Annotated in this window: 18 protein-coding genes; 9 read left to right on the top strand and 9 right to left on the bottom strand. The window is 62.2% G+C overall.

What is annotated here, in order from left to right; translation table 11 throughout:
• Positions 1 to 26: 26 nt before the first annotated feature.
• The 4 genes from ACP7BZ_RS09670 to tssE form a co-directional block, all read right to left on the bottom strand.
• A complete protein-coding gene (locus ACP7BZ_RS09670; protein WP_426112486.1) occupies positions 27 to 347 on the bottom strand; it encodes a DUF4430 domain-containing protein in 321 nt (106 codons plus the stop codon).
• Between the two features lie 274 nt (positions 348 to 621).
• Positions 622 to 1770 carry a type VI secretion system baseplate subunit TssG gene (gene tssG, locus ACP7BZ_RS09665; RefSeq protein WP_426112485.1) on the bottom strand — a complete coding sequence of 383 codons (1149 nt, stop codon included), beginning with the start codon at positions 1768 to 1770 and terminating at the stop codon, positions 622 to 624.
• Positions 1734 to 3569 (bottom strand): type VI secretion system baseplate subunit TssF, encoded by a 1836-nt coding sequence (tssF, locus tag ACP7BZ_RS09660; RefSeq protein ID WP_426112483.1) that lies wholly within the window; start codon positions 3567 to 3569, stop codon positions 1734 to 1736. Before tssF ends, tssG begins: the two co-directional genes overlap by 37 nt.
• Positions 3570 to 3594: 25 nt before the next feature.
• On the bottom strand, positions 3595 to 4137 hold the full coding sequence (gene tssE / locus ACP7BZ_RS09655; RefSeq protein WP_426112481.1) for a type VI secretion system baseplate subunit TssE: 543 nt from the start codon (positions 4135 to 4137) through the stop codon (positions 3595 to 3597).
• A gap of 150 nt (positions 4138 to 4287) precedes the next feature.
• Here tssE and tssK point away from each other — a divergent pair, with 150 nt between their 5' ends.
• Positions 4288 to 5637 (top strand): type VI secretion system baseplate subunit TssK, encoded by a 1350-nt coding sequence (gene tssK, locus ACP7BZ_RS09650; RefSeq protein WP_426112479.1) that lies wholly within the window; start codon positions 4288 to 4290, stop codon positions 5635 to 5637.
• 154 nt (positions 5638 to 5791) lie between these two features.
• Here the strand turns inward: tssK and ACP7BZ_RS09645 are convergent, their stop codons facing one another.
• From ACP7BZ_RS09645 to ACP7BZ_RS09625, 5 genes are all read right to left on the bottom strand, one after another.
• Positions 5792 to 5977, bottom strand: a complete 186-nt coding sequence (locus ACP7BZ_RS09645) for a hypothetical protein (protein WP_426112477.1) — start codon at positions 5975 to 5977, stop codon at positions 5792 to 5794.
• Entirely contained in the window at positions 5977 to 6942 is a 966-nt protein-coding gene (locus tag ACP7BZ_RS09640) for a cation diffusion facilitator family transporter (RefSeq protein WP_426112475.1), read from the bottom strand. The genes ACP7BZ_RS09645 and ACP7BZ_RS09640 overlap by 1 nt, the downstream gene beginning before the upstream one ends.
• 90 nt (positions 6943 to 7032) lie before the next feature.
• The gene (locus ACP7BZ_RS09635) at positions 7033 to 7575 is read right to left on the bottom strand and encodes a cytochrome b (RefSeq protein WP_426112473.1); all 543 of its coding nucleotides are present in this window, start codon (positions 7573 to 7575) and stop codon (positions 7033 to 7035) included.
• Between the two features lie 375 nt (positions 7576 to 7950).
• A complete protein-coding gene (locus ACP7BZ_RS09630) occupies positions 7951 to 9297 on the bottom strand; it encodes a sigma-54-dependent transcriptional regulator (protein ID WP_426112471.1) in 1347 nt (448 codons plus the stop codon).
• The gene (locus ACP7BZ_RS09625; protein WP_426112469.1) at positions 9294 to 11069 is read right to left on the bottom strand and encodes a sensor histidine kinase; all 1776 of its coding nucleotides are present in this window, start codon (positions 11067 to 11069) and stop codon (positions 9294 to 9296) included. Before ACP7BZ_RS09625 ends, ACP7BZ_RS09630 begins: the two co-directional genes overlap by 4 nt.
• Positions 11070 to 11109: 40 nt before the next feature.
• Here ACP7BZ_RS09625 and ACP7BZ_RS09620 point away from each other — a divergent pair, with 40 nt between their 5' ends.
• The 8 genes from ACP7BZ_RS09620 (at position 11110) to ACP7BZ_RS09585 (ending at position 18237) form a co-directional block, all read left to right on the top strand.
• Positions 11110 to 12162, top strand: coding sequence for a hypothetical protein (locus ACP7BZ_RS09620; protein ID WP_426112467.1), 1053 nt, complete (start codon positions 11110 to 11112; stop codon positions 12160 to 12162).
• 2 nt (positions 12163 to 12164) lie between these two features.
• Positions 12165 to 12629 carry a hypothetical protein gene (locus ACP7BZ_RS09615; protein ID WP_426112465.1) on the top strand — a complete coding sequence of 155 codons (465 nt, stop codon included), beginning with the start codon at positions 12165 to 12167 and terminating at the stop codon, positions 12627 to 12629.
• A 262-nt stretch (positions 12630 to 12891) separates the two neighbouring features.
• Positions 12892 to 14703 (top strand): protein-disulfide reductase DsbD, encoded by a 1812-nt coding sequence (gene dsbD / locus ACP7BZ_RS09610; protein ID WP_426112463.1) that lies wholly within the window; start codon positions 12892 to 12894, stop codon positions 14701 to 14703.
• A gap of 50 nt (positions 14704 to 14753) precedes the next feature.
• Positions 14754 to 15278, top strand: coding sequence for a TlpA family protein disulfide reductase (locus ACP7BZ_RS09605; RefSeq protein WP_426112461.1), 525 nt, complete (start codon positions 14754 to 14756; stop codon positions 15276 to 15278).
• Positions 15279 to 15280: 2 nt separating this feature from the next.
• Positions 15281 to 15502 carry a DUF4266 domain-containing protein gene (locus ACP7BZ_RS09600; RefSeq protein WP_426112459.1) on the top strand — a complete coding sequence of 74 codons (222 nt, stop codon included), beginning with the start codon at positions 15281 to 15283 and terminating at the stop codon, positions 15500 to 15502.
• A 9-nt stretch (positions 15503 to 15511) separates the two neighbouring features.
• Positions 15512 to 16693, top strand: a complete 1182-nt coding sequence (locus ACP7BZ_RS09595; RefSeq protein ID WP_426112457.1) for a DUF3570 domain-containing protein — start codon at positions 15512 to 15514, stop codon at positions 16691 to 16693.
• Positions 16694 to 16702: 9 nt separating this feature from the next.
• Positions 16703 to 17635 (top strand): FAD:protein FMN transferase, encoded by a 933-nt coding sequence (locus ACP7BZ_RS09590; RefSeq protein ID WP_426112455.1) that lies wholly within the window; start codon positions 16703 to 16705, stop codon positions 17633 to 17635.
• Between the two features lie 80 nt (positions 17636 to 17715).
• Complete coding sequence (locus ACP7BZ_RS09585) at positions 17716 to 18237, top strand: c-type cytochrome (protein WP_426112453.1); 522 nt, start codon at positions 17716 to 17718, stop codon at positions 18235 to 18237.
• Positions 18238 to 18360: the final 123 nt, after the last annotated feature.

Raw genomic sequence — 18360 nt, 5'->3', positions numbered from 1 at the left:
GCCATCACGCCGCGCGAGCGCTTCGCTTACCCCAGCCTGGCCCGCACATTGACCGGATGATCGGCCTGACTGGCTTGCCGCAGGCCCGACGCATAATGCTTGTAATCCCAGGCCACGCTGTCATTGGCAGAAAGCACATAGGCGCCATAGCCGACCTCGGGCATCACGCCATTGACGAAAAACACCCAATAGTAACCATTGCCGCCTTGATTGCTTTGGACGCCGTCGATGGCCGTCAGGTAGGCATTCGGTCCTTCGCCCACGCTGGTGTAATTGACCGGGGGATTGTACTGCGCCACCTCGTTCATGACATCGAGCACCGTGCTCTCGCCGCTGATGATCGGCACCCCATCACAAGCCTGCCAAGGTGGATTGTGGAACTCGCTTGCCCAATCTATAAACAAATTCACGGTGTTCAATTTATTGCTCCTTTATCATCAGGTGATTTTCACAGCATCTGACAGAACCGATTTAATTACAATAGAAATATTGTTAATTGAAGAACATTAGGCATGCTGCATGGCGCCACGACCACGGCCGTGAGGCTACGCGCACCAATCGGCCGCCGCTTCACGCAGATTCATACCTTGTCCTGTGTCGACAGTCGTTCTGCCAGAGCGTTCAGGTGCCTGCGTTGGCGGCGACCTGGCCGAAGGCGCTCGCTGCCGCCGCTTGCTTGTCGTGCATCTTGAACAGATAGCGCACAGCGGCATTGGCCGGCGAGCCAGCAGTGGTGGCAAGGAAACTGCCCCAGCCGAGCAGGTCCGGCGCCGGCTTGTTGGCGCTCAGCACGGCGGGACGCACGCATGCCGGTTTGAGCAGCAATCGCACCTCGCAGTCGAGGTTGGACATGCCAAAGCACTGCAGCATGCGCTTGATGTCCCGGGCGATGGCGCCGCTTGGCAGGCAGCGATCGCGCTGCGCCGCGTCGAGCGGACCGATATTGAGCCGGATGCGCAGATCGCAGCGCCAGATCCGCTTGCCCAAGGCGGCGCCATGGCCCAGGCCCGGACCCGCATGACCGAGGATGGTTTGCTGGGCTTTGCCAATGTTGTCCCAGCAGCCGACGAATTGCTCGAGTTCGACCGGCACGCCGAAGTGTTCGCCAAGCGCGTCGGCGACGGCGAACGAGGATACGGGGCGCGTGCGGAAGGCAGCGGCAAAGCGGGCCTGGATATCGGCCGATCCGCTGGCGGGATGCATCCCGCCAGCGTCCTTGAAGCCGCCGAGTTGGCCAAGCATCCGCCGCAACGGGTCGACGCCGTGCGTGTCGATACTCGTTTCCAGCCGGTACTTGCCCGATGCTTCGAAGAACAGGCCCACCATGCGGTTCGACAACAGGTCAAGGAAGGCGCGCGCGCTGCCGTCCCGGCTGCGCAACTGCTGGGCTGCGATGCGCTCGGAGTAATGCAACGGCAGGCTGCCGCTGGCCCCCAGCAAGCCGATGAATGCCGGCGTGAGCGTAATCTGCTCGCGCACGCCGAGATGGTCCCGATCGCCGCCGCCCCGATCACCACCACCGCGATACCCGGCCGGGTCGGCCGCAGCGTTTGGCTCTGCCTTGAGCGCTTCGATTTCGCTGGCGGGAAAGGCCAGCGAGACGCTGTTCTGGAAGCGCAGCACGTGCTTAAATGCGTCGTCGTAGCTCACGCCCTGCGCGCGCAGCCACAGCAGCAGCAGGCGCAGCGCCTGGCGGAATTGATATTGCGCGGGTTCATCAAACAGGTGATCGATCACACCAGCTGCTGGTAACCGTTCCTTGGCTTGCATTGCTTGATCTCCTCACCAGTCTGTTGTGACAGCACGCGCAGTTGGACAAAGCTGTTGTGCTGCACATACAGCCCGAGGAACTGGTCCATGACTTCAATAAATATGTGCACGCCACTGCCAACGAAGGCTTCCTCATCGATCGTGATGCGCACTTCGATGCCGTGCACCAGGCAAGGGCCCAATTTTCGGCGCATCCAGGTGGCACTGTCAGCGTAGTCCAGACTGGTGATGCCCTTGATCAGCCGTTGCGACGTGGCCGACTGCGGCAAGTCATACAGGGTCAGCATTTCGCGCAGCGCTTCCAGGCCCTCCTGCACCAGCGAGTGGTGGTTGAGGGTCAGGTGAGAAATCAGGCGCCAGTATTCGCCGTTGCCGGATGCGAAGCGGTACGACGGCGACGGCCGCCGCAGGAAGCGGATCGGCGCATGCATGCCGCCGTTGAGCAGTTTCAGGTCGCCTTCCGGCTGACCGTGTCGCAGCCTGGTTGGCAAATCGCGGTTGGTGCAGCTGAGCATCAGCGAAAGCGCGCTTTTGTCTTTCGCCAGCATGGTCAGGTCAGTGTCGACCAGGGTGATGCGTTTTTCGAATCCGGGGCTGATGGCGGCGACCGTTTGGTCGTGGCGCATGACCCAGTAATGGCCGGTGCTGGCCGCATCTTCGCCATGGCGCAGCGAATAGAAAGGACGACATTCGGTCGGGGCGGACGCACCGGCGCTCTGGCGCACCATGTGCACGCTATCGATCGAATAGACCTCGTAGCCGTACGGGCGCTGCGCATGGGCAAGCACCGGGTAGTCCACTGTCAGTCCGCTGACGGCAATCGGCACCCCGGGCTGCGCGAACAGGTTAACCACCGGCGTGCAGCCGGGCACCAGGCAGGCGGCCGACAGGCCGCGCAACATGCGCGCCACATTCGAGTCGGCGCGCACGCCGGCGCAGCCCAGGTGCAAGGTCAACTTCTTGCAGGCCGGTCCGGCGACCTGCAACAGCATGCCCAGATCGATATCGAAAAAATTGAATTTTTCGGGGAAGGCAAAATATTCGGTGAGCACGCGGTAGGCACGATGCGACTGCGCCCCGAACGGGATCAGCGCCTCGTCCTCGCTCAGGCCGACCCGCCGCAGTGGAATGGCAGGCAAGCCGAGCCAGCGGCCATCATCGAGCTCAACATGGGCGCACACCACGCGCATGAACAAGGTGTCGAGCAAGGTCGCGCCGAACGATGCCTCGCCATCAATGAACAGGCGCAGCTGCGACTGCGCAGCGAGCGCAATGCCCGCGCCGTTGTCGATCTCGATGTCGATCGAACTGGAGGCGGCGACCGGTAGTTGCACGGCGGCCGGCGCCTTGATCAGCGCGTTAAACGTCGCCGCGCCGATGTTCACTGGCGAATCGATCACCTCGTACGCCGTGCGAAAGCGGCACTGCACACCCTGCACGGGCGCCGCATCGACAATACTGCCACGCGCTACCCGCCTGATCGACGGCGCGGCGTCCGCGCCAGCGCTATCCCTGTCAAACCGCACGATTGTGCACGAGGGAAACGGCCGCGTGTAGTGCGGATGAAGAACGTCGAGCAGGCGCTCGGTCAATTGCGGATAATCGTCGTCCAGCCGGGTTGAAATGCGCGCCGCGATCAGTGCCACAGACTCGATCAAACGCTCGACATGGGGATCTTCGCAGCCGTCGCCAGCGATCTGCAGTTTGCCAGCGACTTTCGGATAGCGTCGGGCAAATTCGCCGCTCAGCAGCCGGAGCCGGGCGATTTCCAGCTCGTATGCCTTCAATATGTCATCCATGGAGGTGGGCCGATGCGAAAGGGATTCAAGTTTTGCGAATCGAATATTGCTGCGTGGCCGGCTCGAGTACCGCGTCGAAATGCAGCATCTCCGAGGCGGCCTGGGCTTTGAGCTTGCCGGAGATGACGAAGTCGAAACGATTGATCTGGCTGCCGCGCTGGCGCAGCGTGGCGCTGACGCCCTTCAGGCGCGGTTCGTGGCGCTCAATGGTCCGCAAAATCGCGGCGCAAATTTTTTTGCGATCAGTGTCACTGGTCATGCACATGTCGGCAAAATCAGTCAAACCATAGGTCAGCACCGATTTGCTCGCTTCCGGATACGCGGCAAACAGCTGCTCTGGCATTGCCGCGCGGGTATTGAGCAGCGCTTCGAGGTCGCGCGCGACCGCATCCTTGAGATGGTCCAGCGTCCAGCTGGCCGCCAGCGCCTCGCGCTGATCGTCAAGAAGCCGGTCGAACAGCCCGGGCGCGTAGCGTTGCATTTCCATAGCTCCCCCTTTGCAGGACCATCCCGCCAGATCGAAGAGAATTATTGCCGCGCTGAAATCGGCTAATTTGCGCCATATCAAATGCCAATGCGATCTTTCCAGGGCCGCTCAAGCTGACTGGTTTCGAAAAAAACATGTGGTGCCTCTTGACGAGAATCAAGAAGCCAATGGATACGGCCACTACGCTTCCCTAGCAGTTGCATTGGATCAAACTTGAGCATGGGGAAAGCGATGAGTCTGCCGTCAAAAATATGCTGGTTCGAGGGGCTGGGGCTGTCCCCGCAACAGTTTCAGCAGCAGGATCTGTATCACGAGGCGCGCCTGCAGCATATTGCTGCCGCGCTCAATCCGCACCTGTGGGGCGTGCGGACAATCGAGTGGGATGGCGCCGCCCTGGCCAACAACATCTTGCAGGCAAGCGCGATGTCGCTTGTTTTTCAGGATGGTGAAGTGTTTGAAGCGTCGGCCATCGAACAGCTGCCGGCGCCGATCGATCTGCGCGCCTTGCCCGCCAGCGCACAACACTGCACCTACTACGCCGCCTTACCACGACTCAATCTGTACGGCAACAACCTGTCGCGCTCGTCCGGCGAGCGCGTTGCGCGCTATACCCAGCGCGACCGCGATACGATTGACTTGTATTCCGACGCCATCGAGACGCCCGTTCTATTTCTCCAAAAAAATGTGCGGCTGCTCTCGCAATCCGAATCACGCGATAACTACGTCGCTTTCCCGATCGTGCGCGTGCGCCGCAGGGCGAGCGGCGGTTTCGAACTGGACCCGACATTTTTTGCGCCGTCGCTGTCGACCGGCGCGTCGGCCCCACTGCACGCCATGCTCGAGAGCCTGCTGGCACGGCTGTACGTGAAAATCGAGGCGCTGTACGGGCGCCATCGGCAGGTGAGCGAGGACGTCTTCGAGATACAAAGCGTCGACATCACCTCCTACCTTCTGCTCAACACCATTACCAGCGCCAGCGCCTCGCTGTCGCATTGCCTGCGCTACCGCGCGCACCATCCCGAGCGCCTGTTCGACAAGCTCAGTGCGCTCGCCGGCGGCCTGCTGGCGTTTTCGCGCCGCTACAGCGTCGACACCTTCCCGGCCTATGACCATGAAAATGCGGCGGCCGGCTTCCTGCAGCTTGACACCATCATCCGTGACTTGATCGAGGTGACCTTGTCGAGCCGCTATCACGTCATCGAGCTGGTCAAGGATGCGGCGCGCAGCAACCGCCATGTGGCCACCCTCAGTGCCGAGCTGGTCAATCAGACGACCCTGCTGGGCATGGCTGTCAGTGCCGATCTGCCGGCCCTTGAACTGGTCGCTGCCGTCCCGGTTCGTTTCAAGATCAGCGGCCCGGCCGATATCGACAACATCGTCCAGTTCGCCTTGTCGGGGGTCAAGCTCAATCACATGGCGCAGGTGCCGGCCGCGGTGCCGGTCCGCCCCAACACCCAGTATTTCAGCCTCGAGAGCAAAGGCGATTTATACGAGGCAATGCTGCGAAGCCGGACCTTGAGCCTGGAAGCACCCGGCGGCATTCCTGGATTAAAGATCGAATTATTCTGCCTGGCGCAATAGATGACGATTGCAATCCTGCGCAATCATGCGCAAGCAGCTCGATGGCGCATCGACTGGTGGAGCGGGCCGCGGAGGTGGACTTTTTCCGACTGGAGATCGAAACGATGACGCTGAAAAAGCTACCCAAGCACGTCGACTTCGGGGCGCTCGCCGCCTAACCTCTACTTTTAACGTGCTCTAAACGGTAGTTGTCAATAAAAATGGCGGGACTACCGAACAAGCGGCCGGCAACGCTGCGGCCCTTCGTGCCGAAGCCGGCAAAGGATTCGACGCTTCGCACCTGCGCCACCTTCGCCTGTTCTACCAGGCGGTCCTGGTCAGTCTCGAGCAGCACCGTCATCAACGCGCTACGCCAGCGCCGCGCTGAACGTCTGGCGGGTAGTATGGATCGACGTGCGTCATCAGCGACAACACCCGGTGCCGAAGGAGCAGATTGCGCCGCGCCGCAAGCGCAATCGTATGGCCGTCTTCGACCGTCATCAAGGCATCGACTTCTAGATGCGCATCGACGACAATCATGTCGCCCATCTTTCGAGTGCGCACATCATGCACCCCCATCACGCCGGCGGTGCCCGCCAGCGTGGCCGTGATCGCCGCGACTTCCTCTGCATCGACGCCGCGATCCATCAATTCGTGCAGCGCATCCGAAGCAAAACCCCAGCCCATTTTAGCGATCATGCCGCCGACGATCAGGGCGGCGATGGGGTCAAGCAGGGGAAAGCCGGCCAGATTGCCGGCGATGCCGATCCCCACCACGAGTGATGAGGCAGCATCCGACCGGGCATGCCACGCATTGGCGATCAGCATGCTGGACTTCAAACGCGTCGCCACTTTCAACATATAGCGGAACAATAGTTCTTTCGACACCAATGCGATGCCCGCAACCGCCAGGGCAAACCCATGCACCACTGGAATTGTCTCGGGGTTTTCCAGCTTGCCGACCGCAGCCCACCCCATGCCTGCGCCGACGGCAACGAGTAACACGCCAACGGCCAGCGAGGCACCGTTTTCGAAACGCTGATGGCCATAGGCGTGCTCGGCATCGGCTTCCTTGGCCCCGTGATGGCTGGCAAACAGCACGACAAAATCCGATACCAGGTCGGACAAGGAATGAATACCATCAGCGATCAGGCCCTGCGATCTGGCCAGCACGCCAACCGTGATCTGGATGCCGCTAAGGACGATATTGACGGCAACGCTGACCCAGGTACTACGCGCGGCGGCGGCGCTGCGGGCGGCGATCACGCTGGGCGTGTCCTCAGTTTCATCGCTTATTTCATTGAATCGATTCAGAGGGTTCTCCATAAGCACAAGGTGGAAGGCGACAGGGAAGTAAGTGGCAACAGCCAGTCAGGGCAACACCGCTTCGGCAGCAATCGCCCCGCTCCGGCTGCGCTATTTCAGCAGTATCCTGCGTAGCGTATCATCGCGCACGATGTAGTGGTGATACAAGGCCGCTGCTGCGTGCAGTCCGATCATCACGTAGCCGACGCTGGCGCCAGCCTCATGCAATTGCTTGAACCAGTCGGCCAGCTTTTCACTGGCGCCCACCAGTGCTGGCAACGGCAGGCTAAAAAATACCACCGGCACGCCCTCGGCGCTACGCATGGCCCATCCCAACAGTGGCATGCCGAGCATGAAACCGTACAGCGCCAGCTTCATCAGGCGCGCCGCCAGCGCTTGCAAGGGCGGCGGCGGAGGCGAAATGGCCGGAACCTGTCCGGTGAAAGAGATGGCCAGCCGCAGCAGCGCCAGCACCAGCACCGAGCTGCCCAGCGTGTAATGCCAGCTTTTCATCGCCGCGCGCGTCACACTGCCCTTGGGGAAGTAGCCGCGTAATTCCATGCTGGCGAACACGGACACCAGCAGCAGCAACATCAGCCAGTGCAGCGCGGCGGCCAGCCATCCGTACTGCGTATCACTGTTTTGCCATTTCATGGCTAATCCTCCTTCGATGGTTTGTCAAGCTAACCGCCATTGACGCGATCAACGACAGGCCCAGTGTAAAGGCTCAGTTGTTAAGAAATAATTAAGCCCCAATCGTTGCGAAACAAACTTTCACCACCAGAGCAGCACCTTCCGCTTCATACGCCAACAATACCGGGACGCTGCGGTCATTGGCAATGCGCCACGCGATCGACAGGCACAGCCCGCTGCCAGGCAGACGTCGACGCGCCGGCCGCGTATGCGCGTATGCGTCTCGATGCGCACCTGATCCGGGCGATTGAGTAAGACGGCCAGCAGGCATTCAGCGCTGCCAACGGAGCGCGTCACCATCGGCGCTGGTGGCCAACCGGCATCAGGCAAGACGCGCTAATTGAGGTATTTTTTGAGCTTATACCAGAGCGTACGCTCGCTAATCTGCAGCAATGCTGCCGCCTTCGGCTTGTTGCCGCCGGACTCAAGCAGGGCGCGCTCGATCATCCCGGTTTCGAGCGCTTCGACTGCCGGCAGCAAGGGGCCAAGCGGCGCCGCCAGGGATGACGCCACAATCACCGCCTCGACATCGATGGGAAAATGCTCGGCGCGCAAGGGACCGGCGCCACACAACACCAGCGCCCGCTCGACCATGTTCTCCAGTTCGCGTACATTGCCCGGCCAGGCGTAGGCACCCAGGCGCGCCAGCACCTCTGCGCTGACGGCGTTGCTGATGTCGGCGCGCGCGCGGTGCTTGGCAATGAAGTGCTTGACCAGGTCGGCAATGTCGGCACGCCGTTCGCGCAAGGGCGGTAAGGCGATCGGAAAGACGTTGAGGCGGTAATACAGGTCTTCCCGCAAATAGCCGTCGCGTACCGCCTCGCGCGGGTTGCGGTTGGTAGCGGCGATCACGCGCAAGTCTAGTTCCACGCGCCGGTTGCCGCCGAGGCGCTCGAGCGTGCTGTCCTGCAGTATCCTGAGCAGCTTGGTCTGCAGGGGCATGGGCATCTCGGTCAATTCGTCCAGAAAAATGGTGCCTTCGTTGGCCAGCTCGAATTTGCCGATCCGCTCCTTGACGGCGCCGGTGAACGCACCCTTTTCGTAACCGAACAGTTCAGCCTCGAGGATATCGGCAGGGATGGCGGCGCAGTTAATCGGCACGAACAGTTTGCCGGCGCGCGAGGAGGCGTTGTGGATGGCGCGCGCCGCCAGTTCCTTGCCGGTGCCGGTCTCGCCGGAAATCATCACCGAGGCCTTGGTCGCCGCCATCTGGCGGATCAGCTCGTAGACTGCCTGCATCGCCGTTCCCGCGCCGACGAAGGCATCCCAGCCACGGTTCAATTCTTCGCGCAGGAAGGTATTCTGCCGCGCAAGCTGGGCTTCGTGGAGCACGCGTGCAATCACCAGTTCGAGCGCATCGATGTCGAACGGCCGCAGAATGTAGTCGCTGGCGCCAAACTTCATCGCCGCCACGGCAGTTTCGACGGTGCCGTGCGCGGTGATCATGATGACCGGCGCGTCGATACCGTCTGCGCGCATCTGCCGCAACAGTTCGATGCCATCCATTTCCGGCATCCGCAGATCAGTGATCAACAGGTCGACCGGTGCGCTGCGTAACAACGCCAGCGCTTCGCGTCCGTTGGCGGCCGAGAACACCGCGTAGCCGGCGGCGCCGAGCATGATTTCGAGCACGCGGCGCATGTTCGGCTCATCGTCGACCACCAGTACATACCGTCGATTCATTGTTGTGCATCCATTTCTAAGAAGGTAGCCCGCGGCAGCCGCAGGGTGAAGCGCGCACCGCCCAGAGAGCTCTCGCCCGCTTCGATCTCGCCGCCGTGCGCGGCGACGATGCGCTGCACGATCGCCAGGCCCAGCCCCACCCCGCCTTCGCGGCGAAAAAAGAACGCGTCGAAGATGCGTTGGCGCTGATCGTTGGGGATACCGGGGCCATCATCGCAAATCTCGATAAAAAAATTGGCGCCATCGTCGCGCGTTGTCAAGGCAATGCGACCGCCAGCCGGCAGCACCTGCAGGGCATTGTGGATCAGATTGAGGAGGACCTGGGTAATTTGCTCGCCATCGCAATCGAGCAGCGGCTGCTGCGCCGTAAAATCCTCGCTCAATCGGATCGCCTTCAGTTCGATCTGGGCGCCGAGCAAGGCGCGCGTGTGGCGCAGCAGTGCATGCATGTCGGTGCGCACCTTCTGCAAAGGCCGCGTGCGCGCGCTGTCGAGCATGGCCGAGACGAGACGGTTGAGGCGCTCGGTCTCGCTATCGATAAACCCCATCAGTTCACGCCCTTCCGGAGTCAGGCCGGCTTCACGCTTGAGCATCTGCGCCGATGAACGCAAGATACCCAGGGGGGTGCGCACTTCATGGATGATCACCGCCGCCATTTCGCCGACCAGCGCCAGCTTCGACGCCCGCATCAGGTCGCTTTGCGATTGTTCGATGTCACGCACCATCTGCACAAAGGCCTGCCCCAGTGCGCCCACTTCGCCACGCGCGCCAGGCGGCGCCACCAGCGCACCGGGCTCGATCTTGTAGCGCCGCGTGAACGCGGTGAGCGCGGTAATCGGTCGCGCAATGGCATTGCTGATCCGGCTCGCCAACAGCAGCGTCAGCAGCACGGTCGCGGCCAGAATGGCCAATGACAGCCGCGCCATCCGGTGTACGGGAGCGAGCGCAATTTGCTGCGGCAGGATGACCACGGCGGACAAGCCCAGGCCGGCGAAGCCGCCAAAGCCGTGGGGCCGACCCAGTCCCACCAGCACGTCGGCCGCGCCGACTGCGGTCCCCGGCTGTTCGAACGCACCGCTCGGCCGCCCGCGCAGCTGCCAGTCCGCCAGCGAGGCGCCAAGCGGCAAGGCGCGTGCGCGCAAGCTGCGCGAAGCGGCTACCACCCGTCCACCATCATCGACCAGGGCCACCATGCGCGCCCCGCCGGCACGGTCGAGCAAAGCATCGATCTCGCCCCAGTCAAACTCGAGCACCAATTGGCCGAGCGCTTCATCCCGGAACGCAAACTGGATCGGCGTACCGATGGCGAGCACCGCGTCCGGCCCGGCGCCGCTGGGCCGTCCGAGCGTCAGTGTGGCGCCTGCCAGCAGGACGCGCTGCCATACAGGGCCAGCGACGTAGTGCCGGCCCAGCATGGTCGGATCGCTGCTGCTGACGATCAGGCCATCACGATCGAGCGCGTGAAGGGAACGATAGACGCCACCGTAGCCTGTATGCAGCTTGGCCAGAAAATTACTAAGGCGCTTGTCGATATCTTGCACCTGCAAGTCCTGCATCGCTTCCAGAGTGCTCCAGGTGGCGGCATTTTGCAGCCGTTCGAACATGACCTTGTTAACATCGCCGGCGATCGCCTCGGCCTGCGCGGTCAGCCCGCGTTCGATTTCCGCCTGCATCGCCGCGCGCGCGTTGACGAACGCCAGTACCGCCAGCAAGATCGCTGGGACCATGCCGACCAGCAGGAAGGCGCGCAGGAGAGTTTTTCTTATTGTCACTAAGACAGTGTACGATAGCCACCAAACGGAGGGAAGCGCGATGGCGCGAAAGACATTTGTTCGATGGACCCTGCCCGTTCTTGCGGCGCTGTCTGCATGCTGCTGGGGTTCGCCGGCTTGCGCGGCCGACGCCGACATCGCCGCCGCGCCGTATGCGCTCGGGCAGGGCTGGCGCCTGGGCCAGTCCGGCGTGACCATCGGCGGCTACGGCTCGCTGGAGGTCCAGCGCACCGGTGAACGGGCTGCCCATCCTTCACTGGCCCATGCCAGTGCGTTTGTCTGGTGGGAAGGCGAATCACGCTGGAAATTCTTCGCCGAAGTCGACAACCAGGCCAACCACACCGCCGAGCACGAGACCGAGCCGGGTGAATCGCGTTATGTGTCGGTGGAGCGGATCTACGTCGACTACACCCTGAACGACCGCGTCACCCTGCGAGCCGGAAAATATCTGACGCCGATCGGCCGCTGGAACCAAAATCACGCCGACCCGCTCGTCTGGACCACCTCGCGCCCGCTGATCACCCGTGACTTATTCCCCGACAACGCCACTGGCGTGATGGCGCTGGGCAGCTTGCCAGCGCTGGGCAGGCAGGCCAGCTACAGCGTATTTGCGTCGACCGGCAAGGAACTGCGCCCCGATCCGGCCGAGGATGAATTCAAGCATAGTTACGGCGCCCGCCTGAACGTGCCGCTCGGCGAACACCTGCAGGCAGGCCTGTCGTACGCCGGCTTCAGCGAGGGCAGCATGCGCCCACGCCAGCATCGCCTGCTCGGGTTCGACTTCGTCTGGGCCGCCAATGGCATCGAAGTCAGTGGTGAAGCGCTGTACCGTCGCGCCAGCGAAAACACGACACGCGCCGCCACCGGCGGCTTTGTTCAGCTGGTGGTGCCGCTGTGGGCGCGCCTGAGCGCGGCAGGCAGATTTGAATCGGTCAGCAACCCGCTCGATCCGGACGTGCGCCAGCGCGCGGTGTTAGGGCTGAACTGGCGCAGCAACCGCGCCATGTCGCTCAAGCTCGAACTGGTGCGCGACAGCGGGCGCGAACGCAATGCGCCGATCGGACTGCTATCGTCCATTAGCGTGTTGTTCTGATAATGTCGTTTGCCCCACGCTTGCTGTGCGCTCTGCTCGGCGCGGCGATACTGTCTGCTGCCGTGCCGGCCAACGCCTCATCGGAGCCAGGCATCGCCGTTATCGTCAGCGCTGGCGCCGCACCCACACGCCTGAGCCGTGATCAACTGGCGCAGGTGTTCGAACGCAAGAAGACCTTCTGGGATGACGGCCAGCGCATCCATCCCGTCAACCTGTCCGCCAGCCACCCGTTGCGTCGCAGCTTCGCTGTCGAGGTACTCGGCCACGCTCCCGAAGAAATGGACCAGTACTGGCGCGACATGTACTTCAATGGCGTGCTGCCACCATTTGTCCTCGCCTCGGAAGAGGCGGTGATTCGCTTCGTCGTCAGCACACCAGGGGCGATCGGCTATGTATCGGCGTGCCTGGCGGACCGCCGCGTGGTGGTGGTGTTGCACCTGGACGGCCCCACCAACTGTCCGCGCTAGCCCCATCATGTAGGGCATAGACAGGACCCGGCACTGCAAACGGTGTCGACAATTCTTGCAGTCGCTACAAATGTTGCAGTGCCATGTTGCGCGCGCCGCGCCGACGTCGTTCGCGCGGCCACTGCGCGCAGCCTGTGCAGTGGCGCGTTCGCCCCCGCCGCCGCCGCCGTGCGCGCCTGCACCGTCACTGGCATCAAAATTGCTCAAGCTGGGTATGCACCATCGAAACGGTGGTTTCTACTTTACCAACAGGGGATGCATTTTGCGCAAATATTCGCCAACGCTGGTCTGGTTCTTGCAAAAAAATGCCGTGTTCCGCTGGTGTCTGCTGCTGCTGGCAGCTGCCTGCAGCAGCGTACCCGTCACTGCCTCCGCCGAAGATTTTCTGGCGCCCGAGCAGGCGTTTATTTTTTCCTCGACCAGCAGCGGCCCTCACACGCTGCGCTTGCATTGGGAAATCGCCCCTGGCTACCACCTGTACCGCGAGCGCATTTCGGCAACGACAGCCGACAACAACCCGTCACCGCTACTGGCGCTGCCGCGCGGTATCGAAAAGTTCGACGACACACTCAACAAAACCATGGCGGTGTTCGAGCGCGAGCTGACGGTGGACCTCGAACTGGCCGCTGGTACGAGCGCGACCGTTAATTGGCAAGGTTGTGCGGATGCCGGCTTGTGTTACGCACCGGCAAGTGCGCAGGTGCGCATGGCGGGCGTGTCGGCGGCGCCCCCTAAAGCGCCAGCGGTATCACTGCCGGCGCCTGTCGACTCCATCGGCTCGGCGCTGGCGTCGGGCAACATGCTGCGTACCATGGGTGTGTTTTGGCTGGCTGGTCTGCTGCTGTCGTTCACCCCCTGCGTGCTGCCGATGGTGCCGATCCTGTCGTCCTTGATCGCCGGCCAGGGCGGCCATGTCAGCCGCGCGCGCGGCTTTCAACTGGCGCTCGCGTATGCATTCGGCATGGCGCTTGTGTATGCCGGTTTTGGCGTCGCCGCCGGCCTGGCCGGTGAAGGCCTGGCGGCGGCACTACAAAACCGCTGGGTGTTGGGGGCCTTCGCGCTGCTGCTGTCAGCGATGGCACTGTCGATGTTCGGCTTGTACGACTTGCAGATGCCGGGCGCCATTCAAACGCGCGCCAACGCCTTCGCCAACCGCTTTCGTGGTGGCTCGTATGTCGGCGTCTTCATCATGGGCGGGGTCTCGGCCATCATGGTCGGCCCCTGCGTGGCCGCGCCGCTGGCAGGGGCGCTGGTGTACATCAGCCAGACCCGTGACGTCGTACTGGGCGGCGCGGCACTGTTTGCGATGGCGCTCGGCATGAGCGTGCCCTTGCTGCTGGTCGGTCTGTCCGCCGGCAGCCTGCTGCCACGCGCGGGCGCCTGGATGGAGAACGTCAAACGGGTTTTCGGCATGATGCTGCTGGCAGTGGCGATCTGGATGGTGACGCCGGTGCTGCCGGCGAGCGCGCAGATGCTGCTGTGGGCAGCATGGATGCTGACCGGCGCGGCGCTGCTTGGCCTGTTCGGCGCAGCGGGCGCGCAGCCGCGCAGCGTGCCGGTAGCGTCCCGCGCAGGCGGCGCTGCCCTGGCAGCGCTGGCGCTGCTGCTACTCATCGGCGCGGTCTCTGGTGGCGACTCGGTACTGCAACCGCTCGGCCACCTGCGTGCGGGGCCAGCGAGCACCAGCGTCGAAGCGGCGCATCCTTCGCTGCGTTTTGAACGTATTGCCGACACGGCGGCACTCGACGCGGCACTTGTCCAGTCGCAGCAACGCGGGCAGGCGGTCATGCTGGATTTCTATGCCGACTGGTGTGTCTCCTGTAAGGAATATGAAAATCTGACCTTCAGCAATCCGGCGGTCCGTCAACGACTGCGCGAAGTGCGCTTGCTGCAGGTGGATGTGACGGCCAACAGCGACGCCGACAAGGCGCTGCTCAAGCGCTTCAACCTGTTCGGCCCGCCAGGCATCGTGTTGTTCAAGCACGATGCGACTAGCGAGGCGACGCAGAAGGTCGTCGGCTACCAGAATGCCACCGAATTTCTCGCGTCTCTAGAGCGCGCTGGCGTGCCTTGAACGGCGGTCGTGCCACTTCTCATTTGTTTCAACCCACACCAAAGGCAACCATGCATACCTCCCCCCTTTCGACCAGGCGGCGCCGCTCCTTGTGCCTTACCGTGCTGGCTTTATCGGCGCTCATTTGCGTGCCGGCCGACGCGCTTGAAAGCGGCCAGAACGCGCCAGAATTCGACCTCCAGGGCAAAACCGGCGCCATCAAGCTCAGTGACTTCAAGGGCAAGACCGTGTACCTCGACTTCTGGGCCTCGTGGTGTGGCCCGTGCAAGCAATCCTTCCCGTGGATGAACACGATGCACGAGCGCTATGCCAGCAAAGGCTTGCACATCATTGCCGTCAACCTCGACCAAAAAAATGCCGATGCGCTGACGTTCCTGGCAGCCAATCCCGCCAGTTTCGCCATCGCCTTCGATGCGGCCGGCACCACACCGCGCAGCTACGCCATCGTCGGCATGCCGACCTCGGTGCTGATCGGCCCTGACGGCAAGATCGTGTCCACCCACAGCGGCTTCAAGTTCGAACAGGCCGATGTCCTCGAACGGCAAATCAAACACGCGCTGAACCTGAAGGATTGATGATGAAACGATTTATTTTCACCGTGCTGGCCGTCGCTGCACTGACCAGCGGCTGCAGCATCATTACACCCGTCAATCCCTGGGAAAAGGGCAACCTTGCCAAGCCATCGATGACCTTCGAGGACGGCCCGCTGGAAGCGCGGTTTGCCGAGCATATCTACGGCAGCAAGGAAAACTCCAGCGGCGGCAGCGGCGTTGGCGGCGGCGGCTGTGGTTGCAACTAAGGATCAGCCATGCCAATCACCTCCGCACCAGCACCAAAAATTGCCTCCGGCGTCTTGCTGGCCTCACTGATGTTGCCTGGCTTGGGCAGCCTGTGTGCGCTGCTGCCTCAGCAGGCGCAGGCCGAAAATGCGCCTGAAAAAATCACTGTCAGCGCCAACCTGGGCGGCTACGCCGATCGCCAGCCGGGCCTTGATCGCGTCAAGGTGGTCGCACCGCAGGTCTATGTGCAAGCGCCCATTGCTGCCGACTGGTCGATCGAAGGGTCGTGGGTCGGCGATACCGTTTCCGGTGCCACGCCGCGCATTCATACGCAAGTGTCGGGTGCGAGCAAGATGCACGACGAACGCAACGCGGGCGACGTCAAGCTGACCCGTTATCTTGCGCGCGCAGCCGTATCGGTGAGCGCCAGCTACTCCGATGAACATGATTACAAATCGCTCGGTGTGGGCACCGGCGCCCGCTGGTCGACCGCCGACAATAACACCACCTTGATTGTCGGCGCTGCTGCCACGAGCGACCGCATCGACAATTCGTATAGCGGCGTCAACACGGCGATCAACCAGCGCAAATATACCCACGAAGTGATGGTTGGCCTGACCCAGGTGCTCACCCCCGCCGATATTGTGCAACTGAATCTGACCCGCAGCGGCGGACATGGTTACTACAACGATCCCTATAAATCGTTCGACGAGCGTCCCGCCGAACGCAACGCGTGGATCGGCATGGGCCGCTGGAACCATTACGTGGCGCCCTTCGATGCATCGTTGCGGAGCAGTTACCGCTATTACAGCGATACCTTCGGCATGCGTTCGCATACCGTGGGCCTCGACTGGGTGCAGCCGCTGGGCCAATGGACGTTGACGCCCGGCGTTCGCTATTACACGCAAACCGCCGCCCATTTTTACCTCGATCCGCTGTTCGACGCACAAGGCAAATATGACACCCTGGCGACCATCCTGCGCGCCGCCGGGACCAGTGGCGACAAGTCCGTCGACCAACGCCTGGCGGCGTTTGGCGCCGTTACGCTGTCGATGAAGCTCAGTTATGCGATCACGGCGGACACGCTATGCGATCTGAAGTTTTCGACCTATCGCCAGAACGCCAAGCTGCGTCTTGGCGGCGCCGGCAGTCCGGGCCTGGAAACCTTCCTGGCCAATTTCGTGCAACTGGGACTGACCCACCGCTTCTGAGAACATGCGATGAACAGCTGGCGCAATCTGTGTTTCGAATTTCAGGCGATGGCTTCGCCATGCAGCCTGCACATCGATGGCACCGATGAAGGCCTGATGCGTCGCGCCGCTGCAGCGGCCATCGCCGAAGTACGGCGCATCGAGCGCAAATATTCGCGCTATCTGGACGACAGCGTGATCGGCCGGATCAATCGCGCTGCCGGTGGCGCAGCGGTGGCCATCGATCCCGAAACCGAATCACTGCTCGATTTCGCCGCGCAGCTGCACGCGCTGAGCGACGGCCTGTTCGACGTGACTTCCGGTGTGCTGCGGCGCGCATGGGACTTTAAGAATGGGCGCCTGGCGGCGCAGGCCGAGTTGACCGAACTGATCACCATGGTGGGCTGGCAGCAGGTGGTGCGCTATGACCGTCATATTCGTTTGCCGCACGAAGGAATGGAACTCGATTTTGGCGGCTTTGGCAAGGAATATGCGGCCGACCGCGCCGCAGCGACCCTGCGCGAACATGGCATTGCGCATGCCCTGGTCAATCTCGGCGGCGACTTGCACGCCCTGGGCGAGCGTGGTTTGCCTGAACTGCAAGGCAATGCGTGGCAGGTCAGCATTCAGCATCCGAGGCCAGAAATCACCCAAACCGGGCAGCCGCTGGCGCTACTGGCGCTCAAACGTGGCGGCCTGGCCACCAGCGGCGACTATGAGCGCTTCTTTCTTCACGAAGGTCGGCGCTACTGCCACATTCTCGATCCCCGAACCGGCTGGCCGGTCGCCCACTGGCAGTGCGTCAGCGTCCTGTCGACCAACACCACCAGTGCTGGTGCGCTGGCCACCATCGCGATGATCAAGGGCGAGCTTGGCTTGGCTTGGCTGGAGGGTCAGGGAGCAAGCTATCTGGCGGTCCAGCCTGACGGCCAACTGCGTCAAAGCGTCGCCGCGAGCAAATGATGAAATGCCCGCCCCAAAAATGCACGATGCACGCCAACTAATCTGATTTCCAACACCTTGCAATTTATGGATAGCCAATCATGAAAATCCGCACCCTGTACAGCCTGACTGGCACGCTAGTCATATTGCTTCCCTTGTTATCCGCATGCGGGGCCGGGGGTAATCCTGCGGCGAGTCCTTCAACGACCAAGTCGACGCCGACACCTACGCCCATTCCGACACCAACACCAACACCAATACCAACACCTACGCCCACGCCCACCCCGACACCCACACCCACGCCAACCCCTACGCCGACACCGACACCCACGCCGACACCTACACCGACTCCGACACCAACACCGACGCCGACACCAACGCCAACCCCTGTTCCTCTCACATCCGCACAAAGCGGCAAATTGATCTATGCCGCAAGTTGCGCGATGTGCCATGGCTCCAAGCCGGCGCTCAACGCCAGCAAGGTGCTGCGAGGGGCCAATGCGCCCTCGGTGATTACCAACGCAATCAATCAAAATATTGGTGGAATGGGCTTTCTAAAAGCAACTATCACCCCGCAGAATGCCAGCGATCTCGCCGCGTATCTGGCCACACCGACAATTTGATTCTCTGCGCAGTGCGCGTGCGGTCAACTGCCAGGCAGTTGACCCATCCTGCATCGCTGACGCTGAAAGAATGCCGTCATTTCTGACGGCGTGCATCCACATTGCGATACTTTTTCCGTACTT

The organism is Massilia sp. PWRC2 (assembly GCF_049896725.1).
In the GTDB taxonomy this organism is placed as follows: domain Bacteria; phylum Pseudomonadota; class Gammaproteobacteria; order Burkholderiales; family Burkholderiaceae_D; genus JAFCUW01.
The sequence above is the reverse complement of the archived record's forward strand: the minus strand, read 5'-3'. Positions and strand labels throughout refer to the sequence as shown.